Origin of the sequence: Paenibacillus agilis, assembly GCF_007786455.1 — a bacterium.
GTDB classification, from domain to species: Bacteria; Bacillota; Bacilli; order Paenibacillales; family Paenibacillaceae; genus Paenibacillus_B; species Paenibacillus_B agilis.
In genome coordinates, this window is the sequence record NZ_VNJK01000004.1 from 260,066 (window position 1) to 281,134 (window position 21,069).

Sequence of the window (21,069 nt, forward strand, 5' to 3'; positions counted from 1 at the left end):
GCTGCAATGATTACAAGTAATTGGATTTACGATGCGATCATTTACACATATGCCCTGAGCCTTCTGTTTTATTTCTCTGATTTCGTTGATATTAATCGGAGAGCGAAGCGGATGGGCACAGGGCTTCTTATATTTGTTTGGGTGATGCAAACGGTATTTCTTATAATTCGAATGATTAACCATCGAGATGTACCGATATTTACAACCTTTGAATTCATGTTTTTATTTTCGTGGATACTCGTTACCGCTTCATTAGTTATAAGTCGATTTTTTCATATTGAATTTATCGTCTTCTTCGTTAATTTAATTGGCTTTGCTTTGCTTATTGTTAACATGCTGAATGACCCCACATCTTCTACTGCTTTATTGGAGTGGGAAATGATGGGCAACATTCTATCACTGCATATCTTTTTGGCGGCATGCGGATTTGCAGCTCTTACAGTAAGCGGTATTTACGCTGGGATGTACATCTTCCTCCATCATCGACTCAAGTCTCGTAAATGGTCGGCAGCCGTTCGTCGATTGCCGAGCTTGGAGCGAATGCAGCGTTCTTCGTTAACCGCTTCTGTTATCGGTGTGCCTTTGTTTCTATTATCTCTTTCCGTAGCAGTAGTGTCTGTTATGTTAGGAGAGCGGCATGAGCTTCTGCTTGATATTAAAGTTTGGTTTACGATATTCTCACTCGGATTGTATAGCTTTTATTTCTATAAGCGACACAGAGGCAAAATGACTGGGCTGCACATTGCTTGGTTGAATCTTATTTGTTACGGTACGATGCTGTTGAATTACGCATTGAATAGCTTGTCAGGATTTCATCGCTGGATGGGAGTGTGACAGATGGGCCAGCAGCTTGAATACTCGCAATATGCCATTATGTTAAACATGAAAGATAAACGTAGTGTCGTCATTGGAGGCGGCATTGTTGCGACGCGTAAGGTGAAGCAGTTGCTGGATAGCGGCGCCGAAGTTATGGTTGTCAGCCCTACGCTGACGCCAGCACTTCGGCGTTTGTTGCAAGAAGGGACTATATGCGTGCAGCTGCGCGATTATGAGCGGACGGACTTGCAGGATGCAACGCTCGTATTTGCAGCGACAGATGATGAAGATGTGAATTTGCAAATTGCAGAGGATGCCCGAGTAGTGCGCACCTTCGTTAACGTAGCTCACGCTCCTCATCTATCCGATTTCACGAACCCTGGTGTTCTAAGATATGGTCCTATTCAGATAAATGTATCCACAGGTGGAGCGAGTCCCACTTTAACAAGGCATATTGTCGACAAAGTCGACCGCATTATTGATGATCGTCTTGGCATTCTTGCTGAGCGCTTGCTTGAATCAAGGCTTGCAGCACAGCGCACCATTGCTAACGATACCTTACGTCATGAGCTTTTAAGACGCTTTGGAGATGTATGTTGGGAAGCTTGGGAGCAGCAGCAGCCTTTTCCAGAATGGGATATTTGGTTTCATGAGACATTTCCGCTGCTAACGGCATGCGAGGAGGAAAAAACGACATGAGAGTAATTAGAGTAGGCACAAGACAAAGCGCATTGGCACTTACACAGACAGGACACGTCATTGCAGCATTGGAAAACATTTGCCGTGAAGAAGGGCTTCCTTACACGTTTGAGACACATAAAATCGTTACTAAAGGAGACCAAATTCTCGACGTTACGTTATCCAAAGTTGGCGGTAAAGGCTTGTTCGTTAAGGAGATTGAGCAGGCACTATTAGATGATCATATAGATATGGCTGTACATAGTATGAAAGATATGCCGTATGCATTGCCGGAGGGACTTTGTATCGGTGCGGTGCCGAAACGGGAGGATCCGAGAGATTGTCTTATTATGAAAGAGGGTACAAGCTTAGCTGACTTACCAAAAGGGGCGAAGGTGGGGACGAGCAGTTTACGTCGTTCTTGCCAACTGCAAGCGAACCGCCCTGATTTGAACATTGCTTCTTTGCGAGGCAATATTGACACTCGACTCAAGAAGTTGGAGAGTGAAGGTTTCGATGCGATCGTGTTGGCGGCAGCCGGGTTACATCGGATGGAATGGCAATCCAAAATTACGGCCTATTTGCCGACGGATGTCTGTATTCCTGCAGTTGGACAAGGAGCGCTTGCTATTGAGTGCCGAAGTGAAGATGAAGACTTGCTGCAACTATTGCGCAGTTATCATTGTGAGGATACGTCAATTACAGTACGCGCGGAAAGAGCATTTCTTGGCAGGTTGAATGGCGGATGCCAAGTTCCTATTGGAGCTTACGCGACTCAAGATGATGCAGGGATGCTTACGTTGGTTGGACTCGTTGGAACACCAGACGGAGAATTGATGTTGAGCGAAACTTTGACAGGAACAGATGCCGAGACGTTGGGTGTTGCTGTTGCTGAGCGTTTATTGGAACAAGGAGCTGAACCAATACTGGCACGTTGGAAAGGTTGATCACTGTGGGAGAGCACGGGAAACGTAGCGGGAAAGTATACTTAGTGGGTGCAGGTCCTGGTGATGCAGGATTAATTACGGTAAAAGGAATGCGTTGCCTACAAGAAGCGGATGTTATCGTATATGATCGTTTAGCTAGTCCACGACTGCTGCAGATGAGTAAGCAGGATGCACGTCGTATCTATGTAGGTAAACTGCCTGATCGCCATGCGATGAAGCAGCCAGAAATTAACCAACTACTTGTAACATTGGCGCAAGAAGGGCTTAACGTGTGTCGACTTAAAGGCGGAGATCCGTGTGTATTCGGTCGTGCCGCTGAAGAGGCGGCTCTGTTGAAAGCAAATGATATACCTTATGAAGTGGTTCCAGGTGTTACTTCGGCTGTAGCCGTACCTGCCTATGCAGGCATTCCAGTTACCCATCGTGACTGGGCATCTTCATTTTGTGTCATAACAGGCCATGAGACCCCGGATAAGTTGGAGGCTCGTGTAGAGTGGGAAAAGCTCTCCGCTGCAGCTGACACGCTATTGTTTCTGATGGGTGTAGCCAACATTAGCACGATTGCTGAGCAGCTTATGCGCTGCGGACGTTCTGCCGATACACCAGTTGCATTAATTCGTTGGGGAACTCGCGCTGAGCAAGCAACCATCGTTGCTACTTTAGCAACCGTTGTTGAGGAAGTAGCGCGTACAGGCTTTACTTCACCGGCTATTATTGTAGTGGGAGATGTCGTACGTGTGCGTGAACAAATGGCGTGGGTCGAGCAGCTTCCCCTATTTGGACAGCGTATTCTCGTTACTCGTACTCGTGAGCAATCCCAATCCTTCGTGCGCATGATTGAAGAGGCAGGAGGGGAGCCTTATGAGCTTCCTGTCATTCAAACTGTGATGCCTACTACGGAAGAAGATAACCAGCTGATTGAGCAAACTATGATGCGTTTGAGCGAATATCAATGGTTAGTGCTTACAAGTGAAAATGGGGTTCGTTTCTGGATGGAGCATATGAAACGCACCCGTACCGATATTCGTCGTTTAGCGCATATGCGTATCGTGGCAGTAGGGCCAAAAACGGCAGAAGCGATGTCTGACTTCGGTATCGTACCTGATTTGGTTGCAGAGCAGTTTTGCCAAGAAGGTGTGTGGGATATCATAAGCCCCCTTATTCAAAAAGGGGATAAGGTTCTGCTTGCGCGCGGTGACTTAGCTAGAACATGGTTAGCAGAGCAGCTGCGTGAAGCTGGTGTTCATACCGATGAACTAACAACCTACCAGACTATTTTGCCTCAATATGAGGATGCTCATATATTAGAGATGTTTGAAGAAGGCGGTATACAAATCGTACCTTTTACAAGCGCTTCGACAGTAACGAACTTACTTCAGCTGCTGAAGCAACTGGGCGCTGAAGATCCCGTTAATCTCGTTAACCGTGCTCGTATTGTATGTATAGGAAATGTGACTGCAGAAAGAGCACGTGATGCTGGCATTCGTGTAGATGCGGTAGCGCAGTCCTCTACGATGGAAGAGATGTTTGATACGATTGTTTCACTCGTGAATGATCGTTGCGATATAACAACTGCTGTGAAGTCATAGCGCTATTATTTTTTTATAATACTGGCCTATGCGTAAGTAAAGAGTTTCATTTTAATGAGCCGGAAGCTGTCGCCGTAGAAGGCGATATGATAGGGCAAAGTTTAAATACGCAACAGCTAGTCTAGAGGAGGAAAACATAATGGCTTATCCTACAGTACGCCTTCGTCGTCTGCGCAAGACGGCAGGCATTCGTAGTCTTGTTCGTGAAACGGTTTTGACTGTTGATGATTTCATCATGCCGATATTTGTAACGCATGGTGAAGGAATTAAGAACCCAATTGGATCAATGCCAGGGGTATATCATTTTTCATTGGACAAGCTGGATGAAGAAGCAGATGCGATCGTTGAGCTTGGTTTGAAGTCTGTCATCGTATTTGGTGTGCCAAGCGAGAAAGATGAAGTCGGCAGTTCTGGATATGATAGCAATGGTATCGTCCAACAAGCGATTCGTCGCTTGAAAGCGAGACATCCTGAGCTTGTTGTTATCGCGGACACATGTCTGTGTCAGTTTACCGATCATGGTCATTGCGGCATGGTGCATGTTCATGAAGTAAACGGCCAATCGGTTGGGGAAGTAGATAATGATGCTTCTTTGGCTTTGCTAGCAAAAACGGCTGTAGCTCAAGCTGAAGCTGGGGCGGACATTATTGCTCCTTCTAACATGATGGATGGCTTCGTAACGGCTATTCGTCAAGGCTTGGATGAAGCAGGTTACACGGATGTGCCAATTATGTCTTATTCGGTGAAATATGCATCTGCTTTCTACGGTCCATTTCGTGATGCTGTTCATTCAACTCCACAGTTCGGAGACCGCAAGACATATCAGATGGACCCGGCTAACGCGCGCGAAGCTTTGCGTGAGGCAGAGGCAGATGTGGCTGAAGGTGCTGACATGCTGATGGTGAAGCCAGCGCTTGCTTACATGGATATTATTCGTACATTGAAAGAACAGTACGACTTGCCAGTTGTTGCTTACAACGTTAGTGGCGAATACTCGATGGTGAAGGCTGCGGCGATGCAAGGCTGGATCGATGAGCGTGCTGTAGTATCGGAAATGCTGCTTGGCATGAAGCGTGCTGGAGCGGATCTCATTATTACGTATTTTGCTAAAGATATGGCAAGCTGGTTGAAATAATTAGACGACGGGAGTGGATCGTATGACAGTTACAGTACAGCCGCGTCGTGACGAACAATCACGAGCAGTATTTGAACAGTCGAAACAATATATTCCGGGCGGCGTAAACAGCCCTGTTCGTGCATTCAAGTCAGTTGGGCTGACTCCGATGGTGATGGAGCGCGGAGAAGGATCCCGAGTATTTGATATTGATGGCAATTCCTTTATTGATTATGTAGGTTCATGGGGACCTCTTATTCTTGGTCATGCGCATCCAGAGGTTATCGAGGCAATTCAACGTACAGCTGCAAAAGGAACGAGCTTCGGAGCACCGACTGAGCTAGAGCTTCTAATGGCGAAAACGGTATGCGAGCGAGTTCCATCTGTAGATATCGTTCGTATGGTCAACTCCGGAACAGAAGCGACAATGAGTGCCATTCGATTGGCACGCGGCGTAACGAAGCGCAGCAAAATCGTAAAGTTTGAAGGCTCCTATCATGGGCATGCTGACAGCTTGCTAATCAAGGCAGGTTCGGGTGTGGCTACATTGGGATTGCCAGACAGTCCTGGTGTTCCAGAAAGCATTGCAGCGAATACCATTACAGTGCCGTATAACGATATGGAATCTGTTAATCTTGCTTTTGAAAAGTTCGGAGAAGAGATTGCTTGCATCATCGTAGAACCTATCGCAGGCAATATGGGTGTAGTGCCACCACAGCCAGGTTTCTTGGAAGGCTTGCGCGAAATTACGACGAAGTACGGCAGCTTGCTTATTTTTGATGAAGTGATGACAGGCTTCCGCGTTCATTATCAATGTGCTCAAGGGCGTTTTGGCATATCGCCAGATTTGACTTGTTTTGGTAAAGTCATTGGCGGTGGACTTCCTGTTGGTGCGTATGGCGGTCGTAGAGATCTAATGGAGCAAGTTGCGCCAGTTGGTCCGATTTATCAAGCGGGTACTTTGAGCGGTAACCCACTTGCTATGGCGGCGGGCTATACGACGCTATCTCTGTTGACGCCAGACGTATATGATCAGCTAGAGACGAAGTCTGCTCGCTTGCAAGCTGGGCTAGAGCGCAATGCTAAAGAACTCGGCTTGCCAATCGTGATTAATCGTGTTGGTTCTATGGTGTGTCCTTTCTTTACGGATCAACCGGTAATCAACTATGACACAGCGAAGCAATCTGATTTGAATATGTTTAATCGCTATTTCGGCGCGTTGCTCGACAGAGGTATAAGTGTAGCTCCTTCTCAATTCGAGGGGATGTTCGTGTCGGCTGTGCATACGGATGAAGATATAGATTACACGATTGAGGCGCAATATGATGCCTTGAAAGCAATCGTTCGATAAGGAAGAATTTGATGCAGCAGTATTGGGCAAAACGTGGTGAATGGCTGGAAATGACACCTGGTCGTTCGTTGATCCGTCAAGAACAACAATTAGAAGACTGGTTGAGGCACACCTTGGGTGTGCCTCAACATTTATTATCAGCTTGGAGACAGGCAGAAGGTTTGAAAGTAGCTGGTGACCGTTTGCGCATGCGGGTGTTCGCTGATGAACAATGCGACTATGAACCAGCTGATGAGCCAGCGGAAATTTTATATGAGGATGATGCTTGTTTAGTCGCTTATAAGCCAGCGGGCATGGCCGTTCATCCGACGACACCAGAGCAGCATGCTGCTAGGCAAACACTAGCGCATGCAGTGGCGTGTCACTATGCGTGGACAGGTGTTGAAGCAAGGATCAGGCATATCCATCGATTAGATACCGATACATCGGGACCGGTCCTATACGCCAAAACTGCGCTTTCTCATGCGATCTTGGACGAATCGATGCGGCATAAAGCGATAGATAGGCAGTATGTAGCAGTTGTGCAAGGAATGATGATTTCCTTGCAGGGGACTATAGATGCTCCAATCGGGAAAGACCGTCATCATCGCGGTAGACGTAGAGTAACGGACAATGGTGATCATGCTGTTACTCATTATGACGTGGTTCGTCGTACAGATTCGTTGAGTCTTGTTCGTTGTAAGCTGGAAACGGGGCGGACTCATCAAATTCGCGTCCATATGAGTCACATCGGACATTCTCTAGCAGGTGATGTTTTATATGGAGGTGCCGTGCAGCATATTAGGCGTCAAGCGCTGCATGGTGAACTTCTTAGCTTCAATCATCCATTTGGTGGTGACTTCATTCAAGTTCAAGCTCCTATGCCATCGGACATGGCGCAGTTGTGTCAAAAAATATAGTCATGCTCTTCCCATTCCGCCCATATGATAAAAGTAGGGAACGGAGTCTGACCTGTTCGTGCGTGCCAAGCGTCTCATGCAGCAGATGCGGCATAACAGGACATGGAACGGACGACAGGATCAACCGCGGAAGGAGGAGCAGACTGTGTATGATGAAACGTATGGTTTGAGGTTTGATATTTACGAACGCGTACACTTATCAGATGAGGTAGTTGGTATTGATCAGCTCGAAGAGGTGGAGTTGACTCCGCATATTCAAATTATTCCGTCTGGCGAGCAGGTTACCGTAAGAGGAAGCTTGCTGCTATCCGGAGCTTATGTTGGTATAACCGAGGGTGAACACAATCAATCGTTGGAGCATTGGATTCCTGTAGAAATTACGCTCCCACTCAGTCGTGTTCGCAGCTTGGAGGAAATTCATGTAGATATCGAACATTTCGACGTGGATTTGCTCTCAACTCGATCATTGAACATTACAGGAGTTCTTTCACTTAAAGGTATCTATCTAGACAACCAAGAAGTTCCCGCATGGCAGCAGGAACAATTTACAGTTGAATATGAATCAACGAGGAAAGCTAGCGATGAGCCAGAGTGGTTGCGTGATTATGGCCAACCTACTCAGCAGTCGCAGCAGGATAACAATCTCACCTCAGACATTTCTTCATATAATTACGATGGAGGAACTGCTGCAATCTCATCCTACGATTCCTACGAGCAAGATTCAGCAACTTCAGCACCTTTGCCTTATGCAGAATCAGCTGTACCAGTAGAGAATCATGTGCAGTATCCGTCGCAGTGGATTGGTGATAGCAGCCATAATCAAGCGGCGACTAACTGGGCATGGTCAGGACAGGGAGATGGCATTCAAGCGGATGCTTCTGCTGTGCAGCAGCGAGAACAGCCATCTGAACTTCACCCTGTAACTGGGACAGAATCTACATGGACATGGGATCAGTCTCCGTGGGGGAATGCCTCTACTGCAGCTCAGGCCCATGCAGCGAGCCAACATGAGGCTAACAATGTCAGCACTGATGCAGCATATGCTGAGGAAGCTGCGAGAGAGCAGGAAGCGGAGCAAGCAGCACTTGAAGACTTGATTGTGTCCAGCGGTAGTGAGCAGCCGGAGTTACATATGAGCCCGCAATTGGACAATGAATTCGAAGAGCGAGATCAGGTTGAAGCAGAAGAACAGCTTCATTCCGAGAAAAAAGAGATGAAAGTGGCTATTGGCAGCAGCAGTCCGAGTTCGAATGGGGAAGTATCGCAAGGATTAGGCTTCAGTAAGCTGCTGCATTCGAGCAAGCAAGCTCGTGATAAAGAGCGCGAGGTGGAAGAGCGACAAGCTAGGGAAGAGGCTGCCCAACTTGCTCAGAAAGCATCGGATGATGTACACTGGCAGTCGTTGTTCCTGAATCAACTTCCTGATGAATCCAGTTTCCGCAAAGTTCGATTATGTATTGTACAACGGCAGGAAACCTTGGATTCGATCGCACAGCGATATCAAATGAATGCCAGAGAGATCGCGCTTTACAATCGACTCCCGGAAGCTACAGTAACTGAGGGCCAAGTCATTTATATTCCATCCTAATTGCTATACCTGGACTTATGAAAGAATGGGCAATGATTATATTCTGCTCAATATTGAATATAAAAGAACCTCCATCCACTTTGTCAGTGATTGGAGGTTTTTTTGTGTTTTAATAAACATCGAGCAGAAAGCCAACATAAATGAGAAACAAACTAAAAAGCAAAAATACATCTAGTCCTGTAGGAAGAATTAGTGTTCGTACAAATTGTAAACAAATGAGTGGAAATAAGCAGCTCCTTACGGAGTAGCGAACTTTACACCACCAACGCTCCATATTCAACATACTGAGTACCCCCTTAAAATGAGTGTCCAAAAAGGGAGCTTTTGAACAACCCGTATAGTACATGTTATGAAAGAGTAAAAACAGGATATGACTATAGTTAATCGATTATGGTACAACTATTGACTCGCTTATCGTGTCGAAGTAAAATAAAGGGTAAATGTTTGATACATTCTAACGATCCATTAACATAAGCGAAATAAAACATTGAGCGGGAATAGTAAACGACAGAAGCCTTTCAGAGAGCAGTGAATTACGGTGGGAGAACTGCAAGGAACCTAACGTTGAAGTCGCCCGGGAGTTGTCTGTTTGAACGCAATGGTTATACGGCTACGATCATGCATGCTTTACCGATGATGTAGCAATCGAAGTTGCGCTAGAATAGAACGGTAGCAGCCGTTATGTGCGAATGAAGTGCCGCATAAGCACGATCTAGTCATGCTGACTGCCCTTGGTTTAGGGAGAGCTTTTGTAAAGTATGAGATCGATGCATGTATTTATGCGGAATGAAGGTGGTACCACGGAAGTTAACCTTTCGTCCTTTTTAGGCGAAGGGTTTTTTTTGTGTCTTGCCGTTTCGCACGTTAATTGGAAAACGTCAGATTCATTTTAATAGTAATCGATGCAATATCACATATTTGGAGGGATTATGTATGTCTGAAGCAAACGAACAGCTATCTATGCCTACAACGTATGACCCGAAGGCAGCAGAGCAGAAATGGTATGACTACTGGATGAAGGGTGGCTACTTCCAAGCAGGCCGTCTGCCTGATGCAGAGCCTTATACAATCGTAATTCCACCGCCAAACGTTACCGGTATGCTTCACATCGGTCATGGGCTTGACTTTACGCTGCAGGATATTTTGATTCGTACGAAGCGTATGCAGGGGTATGATGCATTGTGGCTGCCGGGTTCTGACCATGCTGGTATCGCAACGCAGACAAAAGTAGAACAGCAATTGCGTGAAGAAGGATTATCTCGTTATGATCTTGGTCGTGAGAAGTTCCTAGAGAAAGTCTGGGATTGGAAACATCTTTATGCGGATAACATTCGTAATCAATGGAAGAAAATGGGTTTGTCTTTAGACTACTCCCGTGAGCGTTTCACATTGGATGAAGGTTTGTCTGATGCTGTGCGTGAAGTGTTTGTTAAGCTGTATGAGAAAGGTCTTATTTACCGCGGTAAATATATTATTAACTGGGATCCAGCTGCGCGTACAGCGTTGTCGGATATCGAGGTTGAATATAAAGAAGTACAAGGCAACTTGTATCATTTGAAATATCCACTTGCGGACGGAAGTGGTTCTATTACAGTAGCAACAACTCGACCTGAGACAATGCTAGGTGATACGGCGGTAGCGGTACATCCTAAGGATGAGCGCTACAAAGATATGATCGGTAAAATGATTATGCTTCCGATCGTAAACCGTGAAATCCCAATCGTAGCTGATGACTATGTAGATAAGGAATTCGGAAGCGGTGCGGTTAAGATTACGCCAGCTCATGATCCTAATGACTTTGAGATCGGTCTGCGTCATGACTTACCGCAAATCATCGTAATGGATGAGTCCGGAGTGATGAATGATCAAGCAGGTCCTTACGAGAGCTTGGATCGTTTTGACTGCCGTAAGCAAATTGTAAAAGATCTACAAGAGCAAGGCGTGCTTATTCGCATTGAAGAGCATGTGCATCAAGTTGGCCACAGTGAGCGCAGCGGTGCTGTTGTAGAGCCTTACTTGTCCACACAATGGTTCGTTAAGATGAAGCCATTGGCAGAGCGTGCGATTGAAGCGCAAAAGTCTGGCAAAGGTATCAACTTCGTACCGGATCGCTTCGAGAAAATTTATTTGCATTGGATTGAGAATGTACGTGACTGGTGTATTTCCCGTCAATTGTGGTGGGGACATCGTATTCCAGCATGGTTCTGTGAAGAGTGCAATCATATGCATGTTGCTCGTGAAGAAGTTCATGCATGTGAAAAGTGCAGCAGCACGAAATTGAAGCAGGATGAGGACGTGTTGGATACATGGTTCAGCTCCGCGTTGTGGCCATTCTCTACATTGGGCTGGCCTGATGTGAACAGCGAGGACTTCAAACGTTACTATCCTACGAATGTTCTTGTAACAGGTTACGATATCATTTACTTCTGGGTAGCGCGAATGATCTTTACAGCGCTTGAATTTACCGACCAGACGCCATTTAAAGATGTGCTTATTCACGGACTGGTACGTGATTCTGAAGGACGTAAAATGTCCAAGTCACTTGGCAACGGTGTAGACCCGCTTGAAGTTATTGAGCGTTATGGCGCTGACGCAATGCGTTATATGATTTCTACGAGCAGCACGCCTGGTCAAGATCTACGCTTCCGTTGGGAACGCGTAGAGCAAGCTCGTAACTTTGCAAATAAGATTTGGAATGCTTCACGCTTTGCACTTATGAATCTAGAAGGCTTTACGTATGATGATATTGATATTAGCGGTGATCTTGGAACAGCAGATCGCTGGATTCTACATCGTATGAACGAGACTTCTCGCGAGATTACTCGTCTAATTGATGCATACGAGTTCGGTGAAACAGGACGCTTGCTCTACAACTTCATCTGGGACGATCTGTGCGATTGGTACATTGAATTTGCGAAAATTAGCCTATATGGTCAAGATGCAGTTCAGAAGAAGACGACACAGTCCGTGCTTGCTTATGTACTCGATCGTACGATGCGCATGATTCATCCGTTTATGCCTTATATTTCAGAAGAAATATGGCAGCACCTTCCGCATGAAGGCGAGACAGTAACGCTTGCTGCATGGCCGAAGTACGACAGTGCACTTGAAGCACCAGAGGCTGTTCAAGAGATGGCTCTGTTGATGGATATGATTCGTGCGGTGCGCAATATCCGTGCAGAAGTAAACGTGCCAATGAGCAAAAAAGTAGAGCTTGTTGTTAAGCCTGCGGATGAGCGCACCTATAACAGCATTAAGCGCAACCTTGAATATGTAGAGCGTTTCTGTGGAACTTCCAACCTAACGGTTAAATTGGATTGTAATGCACCAGATAAATCAATGAGTGCAATTGTTACGGGAGTGGAGATGTACTTGCCGCTTGCGGGTCTCATTGATATCGAACAGGAGATTGCGCGTCTTAATAAAGAGCGCGAGCATCTAAACAAAGAAGTTGAGCGTGTGGAGAAGAAGCTTGCAAACCAAGGATTTATGGCTAAAGCTCCTGCAAACGTTGTGGAAGAAGAACGCGCTAAAATGGAAGACTATCGCGAGAAGCGTGACAAAGTTATAGCTCGTATTCAAGAACTGCAAGAAGTATAAGTACAACACAAGTGGCACGAATGGTTAGGGATGAATATAGGGTTAATCCAAAAATTTACTCCAAGTATTCAAGTCCGGCTTAAGCGTTCCGATATAATCGATAACCGGCCGAGTTCTATTGCAAATAGGACTCGGCTGCCACATGACATATGAATAAGGGATGGGAATAATGTCTGCAACAAGTGAAGCTGAAGTGTTTACACCATTTGAACGAGTGGAACAAGCCGTAGATTGGATTAATTCTTTGATCCCAGTTGGGATTCGCCCAGGACTTGAACGTATTGAATCCATGATGGAACAGCTAGGTCAGCCGCAACGAAGACTGAAGTTCATTCATGTGGCAGGAACTAACGGGAAAGGTTCTACCTGTGCGTTGCTGACAAGTGTATTGATTAATGCTGGTTACGATGTGGGGACTTTCACATCTCCTTATATTGAGAAATTTACGAACCGTTTCAAATATAACAATGAAGATATCCCAGATGAGACGCTAGTGTCCATTGTCAATCAATTGCGACCTATCGTGGAAGAAATGGCTGAAACACCGCTAGGGTCACCGACTATGTTCGAAGTGTCCACAGCGGTTGCTATCCTATATTATGCTACAGTGGCTTACCCAGACGTAGTTGTATGGGAGACTGGACTTGGTGGGCGTTTGGATGTGACGAATATCGTTACTCCGATAGTTTCGGTTATTACAAACGTTGGGCACGATCACATGGATATTCTCGGAGATTCGTTGGAGAAGATCGCTAGTGAGAAAGCAGGTATTATTAAACCGGGTGTACCTGTAATAACAGCAGTTGAGCAGCCAGAAGCACTGGCTATCATTCGTCAAACCGCGGTGGAGCGCCGCAGTGCACTTTATGTGATGAATGAGCAATTTAAATACTCGTCTGTACGTTCGATTGAGAATGAGCAGACGTTCGCATTTACGGGCCCGTTCCGTAACTTGGAGCATGTATCCATTACGATGAACGGCGCGCATCAATTGAAAAATGCTTCTGTTGCGCTTATGGTCATTGAGGTGCTTCGTCAATATATGGCTTTTATTATCGATCATGAGCCTTTGCTTGAGGGCTTAAATCGTGCTGCTTGGCCAGGACGTCTTGAAATGGTTAGTCTGGAGCCTCGCATTTTGCTGGATGGGGCGCATAATCCAGAAGGAGCTGAGACGCTCGCACAAGCACTGCGGGACACATACCGATACGAGAAGTGTCATATTATGATGGGAATGCTTTCTACTAAGCATCATCGTGATGTACTGCGTCATATACTACCTTTAGCGACTACGTTAATTGTGACTGAGCCTAACTTCCGTAAGAAGCAGGACGCAGAGGCGTTGGCAGATTTGGCTCAAGAGATGCTGAAGCAGGAAAGCAACAAGCCTGAAATTATTGTTGAGCCGGATTGGCATAAAGCCCTGGACCGTCTGAAAGGAATGACGGCACAGGATGATTTGGCTGTTGTTACAGGCACTTTATATTTGATCTCAGATGTACGATCGTACATTCTATATAACAAAGAATCTGAAAAAGGCTGGTGAGTGTGTTTGAAGACAATGGAGCATATCCATTTTATCGGCATCGGGGGCTACGGCATGAGTGCCATCGCTCGAGTGATGCTGGAAATGGGATACACGGTCACCGGATCGGATGTTGCCAAGCAAGAACTTACAGATAAGTTGGAGAAAAAGGGAGCTACGATTCATATCGGCCATGACGAGCGTTATGTACAAGAGGCAGATACGGTCGTTTACTCTACGGCTTGTCCAAAAGATAATGTTGAACGTGTAGCAGCTAAAGAACGCAATATTCCTGTTTTACACCGCTCGGAAATGTTGGCGCGTTTGTTGAATGCCAAAAAAGGTATTGCTGTTGCAGGTGCTCACGGCAAGACGACAACTTCTTCCATGATCGCATTAGTGTTGGAGCGCTGCGGGGTTGATCCCACCTTCATCATTGGTGGGGAAGTAACGAACTTGGGCACAAATGCAAAAGCAGGTGAAAGTGATTACGTCGTTGCTGAGGCAGATGAAAGTGACGGTACGTTCTTAGCTTATTACCCGAATATCGCAGTTGTAACCAATATTGAAGCAGATCACTTAGAGAACTATGGCGGGGATTTTGAGCGCTTGAAGCAAGCGTATGTTCAATTTTTGAGCCAGGTAGAGGAAGCTGGAGCTGCTGTATTGTGTTCAGATGATCCTATCGTTAAAGAAATGATACCTGCAATTCGTTCTAATATTGTTACTTATGGAATCGAGCAAGGTGCAGATTATCAAGCAGTTGATATTGAAGCAGATGATCGTCAAATGTTCTTTACGGTGAAACGTGGAGATAATGTGCTAGGTCGAGTGGAATTGTCTGTACCAGGTCAACATAATGTGTTGAATGCTATGGCTACTCTCGTTGTATGTATGCAGGCTGGCGTGCCATTTGAAGAGGCTGCTGCTGCGATTACTGAATTTACTGGGGCGAAGCGCCGTTATCAAATAATCGGTCAAGTGAATGATATTACGGTTGTTGATGACTATGCTCATCACCCGACAGAAATTGAAGCGACACTGTTAGCTGCTAAAGCTTCAGGTAAGCGTATTGTTGCTGTATTCCAGCCACAACGTTATTCTCGAACATATTTCTTGTTTGATCAGTTCAGCCGCGCTTTTGGTGGAGCTGATGAAGTTATCATCACGGATATTTATTCTCCAGCTGGCGAGAAGCAGATCGAAGGAGTTAACTCTTCGAAACTGACGGAGCGTATCCGTGAACTATCGAATTCCAATGTTCACTACATTCCTACGAAGGAAGAAGTGGTCCAGCATTTGCAACAATCTGTTAAGCCTGGTGACATCGTATTAACGATGGGTGCAGGGGATATTTGGCGAGTAGCTGTTCAATTTACGGAATATATTAAACAAGGTAAGTAGTCCTTATAAAGTCGATAGCTGCGTCATTTTCTTACGAGAAAGTGGCGCAGTTTTTTGATTCATCAATGATTTGTAGAGGTGTAACATGCTGCAATGGTTGCGCAATAGGATTGAACTATGGAGAGATTATCCTCTGCATGATGGTTATGTTGCAGGCGGTCGTTATCGAATTGAGCATTGTATTGGTATGGGGAGTTACGGCATTACTTATAAAGCAAAGGATCTAGAAACAAATAAGGTCTACCTCCTTAAACAGCATAAACCTAGTAAAGGGAAGCTTGGTGCGAAGTTGTTGAAGAAAGAGGCAAAACATTTGAATCTGATTCAACATGCTAATATTCCAAGATGTATTCATACATGGGAAGAGAAAGGGAGAAGCTTTCTCGTCATGGACTTTATAGAAGGCTCGAATGTGGAACAACTGCTAGGTGATGGGCAGTCCTCCTTCTCTGAATTGGAGGCGCTGGCAGTCATTAAGCGTATAGCTGCGCTTATTGTAGAAGTTCATCGAGCAGGCTTGATTCATATGGATGTTCGTATTCCGAATGTATTGTTACAGGAGGAGCGAGTATATTTAATAGACTTTGGTCTTTCTCGTCAATATAGCGAACAAGGCGAAAAAGCCGCCTGCCAGGAAAATGCACGTCATACCTCGCCGTTGTTGGGTCATGAGCATAGTCACGAGGGCGATGACTTTAAACAAAGAATGAGACGTATACATCCTAGTAGTGATTGGTATGCGCTTGGGCATTTTCTCTTGTTTTTACTCTACTCCACATACGAGGCTGACGAAGACCAAGAGGAGCGATGCTGGACAGAGGAGTTGGACATGCATCCAGATACAATGGCTCTAGTACATATGCTGCTGAAAGCATCCGATGCTTTTGATGACATGGCGTACATGATACAAATAGAGCAATCGATTACCGCTATTAAATCATCTTTGTAGCAACTTTCTAGTTATTATACGCATATTATATATAGGATGATGTGAAAACACCGCCAGAAACCATTCTAGCGGTGTTTTCTATACGAGAAGCTGAACGCTTACTCATAAATGAAATTGAGTTTTGAAAATAAGCCCAGCTTCCTTACTGGCTCACAACTTATTCAGTCTGTTCTGCTTGTTAACTGGAGAAATAGCTGCTGAAGCTTCTAGAACTGCCCTTATATCGCTTATGGCCATACTTGTGAGATTTATGAGTGTGAGTTGGGGCGTAATGCTTACGCTTTTTGTAGTGAGAGCTGCTGCTGTGATACACGCGATGAGACGATTTCTTGCCCATTAAGGAGTAAAGAAATCGTTTGATCAATTGTTTAACCATAATAAGTACCTCCTCTAAGTTGGTAGGATCGTTAATCTTTACGTTTATCTTTATGTAATACTACGTCATGAAGAACAGTCCGTTTCTTCATTTTATACGAACCTTGTTACGTTGTCTCTAACTCTATCTACTTTTACTAGATTGTCGTGCGAATCGTTCTATTTCATATCAATCTATCATATATCTTGAAGTAACAATGACTTGAAGAAGGATGGTGGAGAGATGGAACGGTCGAGTAAGATGACATTCCGTTTTAAGGAGCAATCTAATGATCATTCTAGTGGGCAACCTGTTACGGATAAAGAGATATCGTCTTTAGACAGCAAAGATTCGCAACCAGGGGTGGAATGGAGTGAATGGGTATCTCTTCCGGAAGAAGAGATAATTCCTTTACATGTGTCAGTCGTGGTGGAAAAGGATAATGATAAAGAGGAAGATAGAGAGATTGAACAGTTGGAACGTATTATTCGAGATAGTGGTCAAGATAAGAAAGTTATAGATATTCAGCTTGAACCATCTCTCCCTGATCCTGCAAGTCACTCTTCTACGACAGAAGGAGATTGGGTATGGTCTTCGGCTCTCTCAACTTCTGGACATGCATCTGATCAGGGTGAGCATAACCAATTGTTGTCCAACTCAGACGATCAAGAGGATGTACTATCTAGCGATCATTGTCATACTCCTCAACGTGCTCGCGCTTCTGCTTGGAAACTAATTGCATCCATTGCGGGGGCGATTGCAACAGGGGCAACATTTGGTTTTATTGCATTGTCTTTATTTACAGGAGAAGTGCGTGTGCCGGAAGTGAATCCAGCCATTCCTGCTATGGGTGCTCTTGAGCAGCAGAGTGCTAATGCGCCTGACTCGAATAATCCGGCTGGATCATCTAAGCTGCCTGCGGAGATTAAAGATGGTGCATCGACTAGCGGAGGCACAACAGTGTCGGTCAACATTCCTGCGCGGTCCATTTATGTACTTCAATATGGAGTCTTTAAACAAGCAGAGGGTGCAAAGGCTGCGGCGGCGGAGCTGAATGAGCTTGGTTTGGCTGGAGTGGATGTGCAGCTTGGTGGAGAAGGGCAGCATAGAGTTTATGCAGCTGTCGCGAGCAAACGAGAGGAAGCTATGCTATTAAGCGATGCGATGAAGAACAAGCAATTGCAAATGTACGTGAGCAGCATGGAGCGCCCAGAGACGAAACAGCTTGTTTTTACAGGTGATGGAAAACAGATGGAGGAATTCATTCGGTCTTCTGATGCTGTATTAGACTGGTTGTTGACTCAGTCTGTAACGGCTCTTCAAGCAGGGAGCCTATCTTCTGGAAAGGTTAATTCTTTCGACAAGGCTGCTATGGATAAGCTTCGTAACGAGCACTTGAAGTGGACGCAAGCTGGTGAGCTTATTCAAAAAGATCAGAACGTTGAAGCGGAAAAGACGTGGATCAAGATGGTCCAAGCCATGAACACCGCGATTAGTGCAGTCAATGAATATAATAAGTATGCTGCATCGTCACAGCTATGGAATATTCAACAATCCCTTATTCGATATTCTTTGCTAGAACAAGAGTGGCTTAAGCAGCTTCAAGCCTGATATACTATAGAAAGCCCGAGCAACTTAAAAGAATGTTGATCGGATTCGAAAGACAGGATAAGATGGGTAAGACTAGTCGTTTGTCAACTGGCAGAAGAGAACGTATAATAAAGAAAGGTGTCAAAAAATGGAGAACATATTAGACGAACCTCATGACTATCCACTTCTCGTACTTGCATCGACATCTCCACGCAGGCAAGAGCTTATACATACGCTCCAATTGCCTGTCGAGGTTGAGCCGAGTAATGAGGACGAGACAGTAGACATCCATTGGGCACCATATGAGACGGTTGAGCAGTTAGCGTTGCGTAAGGCAAACTCTGTTGCACGAGCGCGTCGTGCTCGTGGTGAGGGTGGCCTCGTAATAGGTGCGGATACAATCGTCGTCTTGAGAGATACGATTCTAGGGAAGCCTGAGAATGAAGCGGATGCATTTCGCATGCTATCTGCACTTCAGAACGAAGTGCATGAAGTGTACACCGGAGTTGCTATTATCGATGCATTGACAGGTGTAGAACTAGTTCGGCATCGTAAGACAGCTGTATGGATGAGACCACTGAATCCAGAGCAAATAACTCGTTATATTGCATCTGGAGAACCAATGGACAAGGCTGGGTCGTATGGCATTCAAGGATTAGGTGCTGCACTAGTTGATCGAATTGAAGGATGTTATTTCAACGTTGTCGGTTTGCCGATTTCTTTACTAGCTGATATGTTGAAGGTCTATGGCATCGAGAAGCCTTAAAGTAGCAGGAAGTTCGCGCTCAAATAGGTGCTGCTGGCATAATGTGATGCAAAGTAATCGAAACATGAAATGCTGACACATGTTGTGAGCGGAGGAGGAAAACCATTGTCTCAAGCACCTATGCTTCGTGACCTTCCCCTTGAAGACCGACCTAGAGAGCGCATGATACGATCCGGGGCAGAGGCGTTAAGTCACGCCGAACTGTTAGCTATTTTACTTCGTACAGGAACACGCGATGAATCAGCATTATTGCTGGCTCAGCGCATTTTGAACCGAACTGGTAGTTTGAGAAGCCTTGGGGATATGTCTGTTCATGAGCTTACGCAAATACGTGGGATTGGCACTGCTAAGGCAGTTCAGCTTCAGGCTAGTTTGGAACTTGGCCGTCGCATGGCGCAGACACGTATAACGGAAGACCCATTTATAAGACGACCGCAAGATGCTGCTGATATGGTTATGGAAACGATGCGGCATTATAAGCGAGAGCATTTTATGTGTTTATACTTAAATACGAAAAACCGAGTGTTAGGCCAAGAAACGATATCAATCGGAACACTTGACGCGTCACTCGTTCACCCGCGCGAAGTATTTCGCGCCGCAATGAAGTACGGTAGTGCCTCTATCATTTGCTTGCATAATCATCCGAGTGGTGATCCGACACCAAGCCAAGAGGATATCCTTATTACCCGCAGACTAATGGAAGCGGGGGAACTTATTGGTATTGAAGTGCTGGATCATGTTGTCATTGGAGATAATCGCTATGTAAGTTTGAAGGAACAGGGGTACATGTAATATAATAGGTAAGATTGAAGGAACTATAAAGGAGATTTGACAGCATGTTTGGTGGTTTTACGAAAGATTTAGGGATTGATTTGGGAACTGCAAATACACTTGTATACGTACGTGGTAAAGGTGTAGTCGTACGCGAGCCATCTGTTGTCGCAATTCGTACTGACTCTAAAACGATTGAAGCAGTAGGTGAAGCAGCGAAGAAAATGATCGGACGTACACCAGGTAACATCCGTGCGATCCGTCCGATGAAAGACGGTGTTATCGCTGATTTTGATACAACTGCAACAATGATTAAATATTTCATTCGTCAAGCTCAGAAGCAGCGCTCGCTGTTTCCGCGTCATCCGAACGTAATGGTATGCGTACCATCTGGTATTACGGCTGTAGAACAACGCGCTGTTGAAGATGCAACGAAGCAAGCTGGTGCGCGTGAAGCTTACACAATCGAAGAGCCTTTTGCAGCAGCAATTGGTGCAGATCTTCCGGTATGGGAGCCTACGGGCAGCATGGTTGTTGATATCGGTGGCGGTACAACAGAAGTAGCTGTCATTTCCCTTGGCGGTATCGTGACAAGCCGTTCTGTACGTGTAGCTGGTGACGAGATGGATGAAGCAATCATTCAATATATTAAGCGTCAATACAATCTTATGATTGGTGAGCGTACTTCTGAACAATTGAAGATGGATATTGGTTCTGCTATGCCGACAGAAGAGCAAGATTCCATTGAGATTCGTGGACGCGATTTGCTGACTGGTTTGCCTAAGACTTTGTCTATTACAGGTGAAGAGATTACAGAAGCACTCTCCGATACAGTTAGCTCCATTATCGAAGCGGTTAAGGTAACACTTGAGAAGTGTCCGCCAGAACTTGCAGCAGATATTATGGATCGCGGCATCGTACTTACAGGTGGTGGAGCATTGCTTCGCAACTTGGACAAGCTGCTTGCTCGTGAGACTGGCATGCCAGTAATCGTAGCAGAAAATCCGCTTGATTGTGTAGCTATCGGTACTGGGCGTGCATTGGATAATATTCATCTATTCAAATCGCGCAGCAGCTCGGCGCTTCGTTCTAAGCGATAAGCAGAGGTTAGTTCCGCGGGGGGGTCC

At 45.5% G+C, this 21,069-nt stretch carries 17 protein-coding genes and 1 other annotated feature; of the genes, 16 read left to right on the forward strand and 1 reads right to left on the reverse strand.

Annotated features, from left to right (window positions below):
- The first annotated feature begins 6 nt into the window (after positions 1–6).
- From FPZ44_RS22425 to FPZ44_RS22480, 12 genes are all read left to right on the forward strand, one after another.
- Complete coding sequence (locus tag FPZ44_RS22425; RefSeq protein ID WP_144994131.1) at positions 7–834, forward strand: cytochrome C assembly family protein; 828 nt, start codon at positions 7–9, stop codon at positions 832–834.
- A gap of 3 nt (positions 835–837) precedes the next feature.
- Positions 838–1,515, forward strand: a complete 678-nt coding sequence (locus tag FPZ44_RS22430) for a precorrin-2 dehydrogenase/sirohydrochlorin ferrochelatase family protein (RefSeq protein ID WP_144994133.1) — start codon at positions 838–840, stop codon at positions 1,513–1,515.
- Positions 1,512–2,441 (forward strand): hydroxymethylbilane synthase, encoded by a 930-nt coding sequence (gene hemC, locus FPZ44_RS22435; RefSeq protein ID WP_144994135.1) that lies wholly within the window; start codon positions 1,512–1,514, stop codon positions 2,439–2,441. Before FPZ44_RS22430 ends, hemC begins: the two co-directional genes overlap by 4 nt.
- Positions 2,442–2,446: 5 nt before the next feature.
- Positions 2,447–4,030 (forward strand): uroporphyrinogen-III C-methyltransferase, encoded by a 1,584-nt coding sequence (gene cobA / locus FPZ44_RS22440; protein WP_144994137.1) that lies wholly within the window; start codon positions 2,447–2,449, stop codon positions 4,028–4,030.
- A 139-nt stretch (positions 4,031–4,169) separates the two neighbouring features.
- Entirely contained in the window at positions 4,170–5,165 is a 996-nt protein-coding gene (hemB, locus tag FPZ44_RS22445) for a porphobilinogen synthase (protein ID WP_144994139.1), read from the forward strand.
- A gap of 22 nt (positions 5,166–5,187) precedes the next feature.
- Positions 5,188–6,495 (forward strand): glutamate-1-semialdehyde 2,1-aminomutase, encoded by a 1,308-nt coding sequence (gene hemL / locus FPZ44_RS22450; protein ID WP_144994140.1) that lies wholly within the window; start codon positions 5,188–5,190, stop codon positions 6,493–6,495.
- Between the two features lie 11 nt (positions 6,496–6,506).
- Positions 6,507–7,394, forward strand: a complete 888-nt coding sequence (locus FPZ44_RS22455; RefSeq protein WP_144994142.1) for an RluA family pseudouridine synthase — start codon at positions 6,507–6,509, stop codon at positions 7,392–7,394.
- A 145-nt stretch (positions 7,395–7,539) separates the two neighbouring features.
- Positions 7,540–8,982 (forward strand): LysM peptidoglycan-binding domain-containing protein, encoded by a 1,443-nt coding sequence (locus FPZ44_RS22460; protein WP_144994144.1) that lies wholly within the window; start codon positions 7,540–7,542, stop codon positions 8,980–8,982.
- Between the two features lie 478 nt (positions 8,983–9,460).
- Positions 9,461–9,808: a binding site (T-box leader), on the forward strand.
- A gap of 107 nt (positions 9,809–9,915) precedes the next feature.
- Positions 9,916–12,582 (forward strand): valine--tRNA ligase, encoded by a 2,667-nt coding sequence (locus tag FPZ44_RS22465; RefSeq protein WP_144994146.1) that lies wholly within the window; start codon positions 9,916–9,918, stop codon positions 12,580–12,582.
- A 169-nt stretch (positions 12,583–12,751) separates the two neighbouring features.
- The gene (locus FPZ44_RS22470) at positions 12,752–14,128 is read left to right on the forward strand and encodes a bifunctional folylpolyglutamate synthase/dihydrofolate synthase (protein ID WP_144994148.1); all 1,377 of its coding nucleotides are present in this window, start codon (positions 12,752–12,754) and stop codon (positions 14,126–14,128) included.
- 54 nt (positions 14,129–14,182) lie between these two features.
- Positions 14,183–15,511, forward strand: coding sequence for a UDP-N-acetylmuramate--L-alanine ligase (murC, locus tag FPZ44_RS22475; RefSeq protein WP_261378489.1), 1,329 nt, complete (start codon positions 14,183–14,185; stop codon positions 15,509–15,511).
- 85 nt (positions 15,512–15,596) lie between these two features.
- Positions 15,597–16,460: a serine/threonine protein kinase gene (locus FPZ44_RS22480; protein ID WP_144994150.1), complete on the forward strand. Its 864-nt coding sequence runs from the start codon at positions 15,597–15,599 to the stop codon at positions 16,458–16,460.
- A 178-nt stretch (positions 16,461–16,638) separates the two neighbouring features.
- On the opposite strand, the gene FPZ44_RS22485 is transcribed toward FPZ44_RS22480, so the two are convergent.
- On the reverse strand, positions 16,639–16,836 hold the full coding sequence (locus FPZ44_RS22485) for a hypothetical protein (RefSeq protein ID WP_144994152.1): 198 nt from the start codon (positions 16,834–16,836) through the stop codon (positions 16,639–16,641).
- A 222-nt stretch (positions 16,837–17,058) separates the two neighbouring features.
- On the opposite strand from FPZ44_RS22485, the gene FPZ44_RS22490 reads away from it, so the two are divergent.
- The 4 genes from FPZ44_RS22490 to FPZ44_RS22505 all read left to right on the forward strand — a co-directional run bounded on the left by FPZ44_RS22490 (position 17,059) and on the right by FPZ44_RS22505 (position 21,042).
- Positions 17,059–18,426, forward strand: coding sequence for an SPOR domain-containing protein (locus FPZ44_RS22490; RefSeq protein WP_144994154.1), 1,368 nt, complete (start codon positions 17,059–17,061; stop codon positions 18,424–18,426).
- A gap of 127 nt (positions 18,427–18,553) precedes the next feature.
- Complete coding sequence (locus FPZ44_RS22495) at positions 18,554–19,171, forward strand: Maf family protein (protein WP_144994156.1); 618 nt, start codon at positions 18,554–18,556, stop codon at positions 19,169–19,171.
- A gap of 69 nt (positions 19,172–19,240) precedes the next feature.
- Positions 19,241–19,963 (forward strand): RadC family protein, encoded by a 723-nt coding sequence (radC, locus tag FPZ44_RS22500; protein ID WP_418789200.1) that lies wholly within the window; start codon positions 19,241–19,243, stop codon positions 19,961–19,963.
- A gap of 44 nt (positions 19,964–20,007) precedes the next feature.
- Positions 20,008–21,042 carry a rod shape-determining protein gene (locus FPZ44_RS22505; RefSeq protein WP_144994160.1) on the forward strand — a complete coding sequence of 345 codons (1,035 nt, stop codon included), beginning with the start codon at positions 20,008–20,010 and terminating at the stop codon, positions 21,040–21,042.
- Positions 21,043–21,069: the final 27 nt, after the last annotated feature.

Bases quoted from the DNA above. Each gene is read 5' to 3' on its own strand.
- FPZ44_RS22425 (WP_144994131.1), top strand. From the start codon at position 7: ATGATTACAAGTAATTGGATTTACGATGCGATCATTTACACATATGCC.
- FPZ44_RS22430 (WP_144994133.1), top strand. From the start codon at position 838: ATGGGCCAGCAGCTTGAATACTCGCAATATGCCATTATGTTAAACATG.
- hemC (WP_144994135.1), top strand. From the start codon at position 1,512: ATGAGAGTAATTAGAGTAGGCACAAGACAAAGCGCATTGGCACTTACA.
- hemB (WP_144994139.1), top strand. From the start codon at position 4,170: ATGGCTTATCCTACAGTACGCCTTCGTCGTCTGCGCAAGACGGCAGGC.
- hemL (WP_144994140.1), top strand. From the start codon at position 5,188: ATGACAGTTACAGTACAGCCGCGTCGTGACGAACAATCACGAGCAGTA.
- FPZ44_RS22455 (WP_144994142.1), top strand. From the start codon at position 6,507: ATGCAGCAGTATTGGGCAAAACGTGGTGAATGGCTGGAAATGACACCT.
- FPZ44_RS22465 (WP_144994146.1), top strand. From the start codon at position 9,916: ATGTCTGAAGCAAACGAACAGCTATCTATGCCTACAACGTATGACCCG.
- FPZ44_RS22470 (WP_144994148.1), top strand. From the start codon at position 12,752: ATGTCTGCAACAAGTGAAGCTGAAGTGTTTACACCATTTGAACGAGTG.
- murC (WP_261378489.1), top strand. From the start codon at position 14,183: ATGAGTGCCATCGCTCGAGTGATGCTGGAAATGGGATACACGGTCACC.
- FPZ44_RS22480 (WP_144994150.1), top strand. From the start codon at position 15,597: ATGCTGCAATGGTTGCGCAATAGGATTGAACTATGGAGAGATTATCCT.
- FPZ44_RS22485 (WP_144994152.1), bottom strand. From the start codon at position 16,836: ATGGTTAAACAATTGATCAAACGATTTCTTTACTCCTTAATGGGCAAG.
- FPZ44_RS22490 (WP_144994154.1), top strand. From the start codon at position 17,059: ATGGAACGGTCGAGTAAGATGACATTCCGTTTTAAGGAGCAATCTAAT.
- FPZ44_RS22495 (WP_144994156.1), top strand. From the start codon at position 18,554: ATGGAGAACATATTAGACGAACCTCATGACTATCCACTTCTCGTACTT.
- radC (WP_418789200.1), top strand. From the start codon at position 19,241: ATGCTGACACATGTTGTGAGCGGAGGAGGAAAACCATTGTCTCAAGCA.
- FPZ44_RS22505 (WP_144994160.1), top strand. From the start codon at position 20,008: ATGTTTGGTGGTTTTACGAAAGATTTAGGGATTGATTTGGGAACTGCA.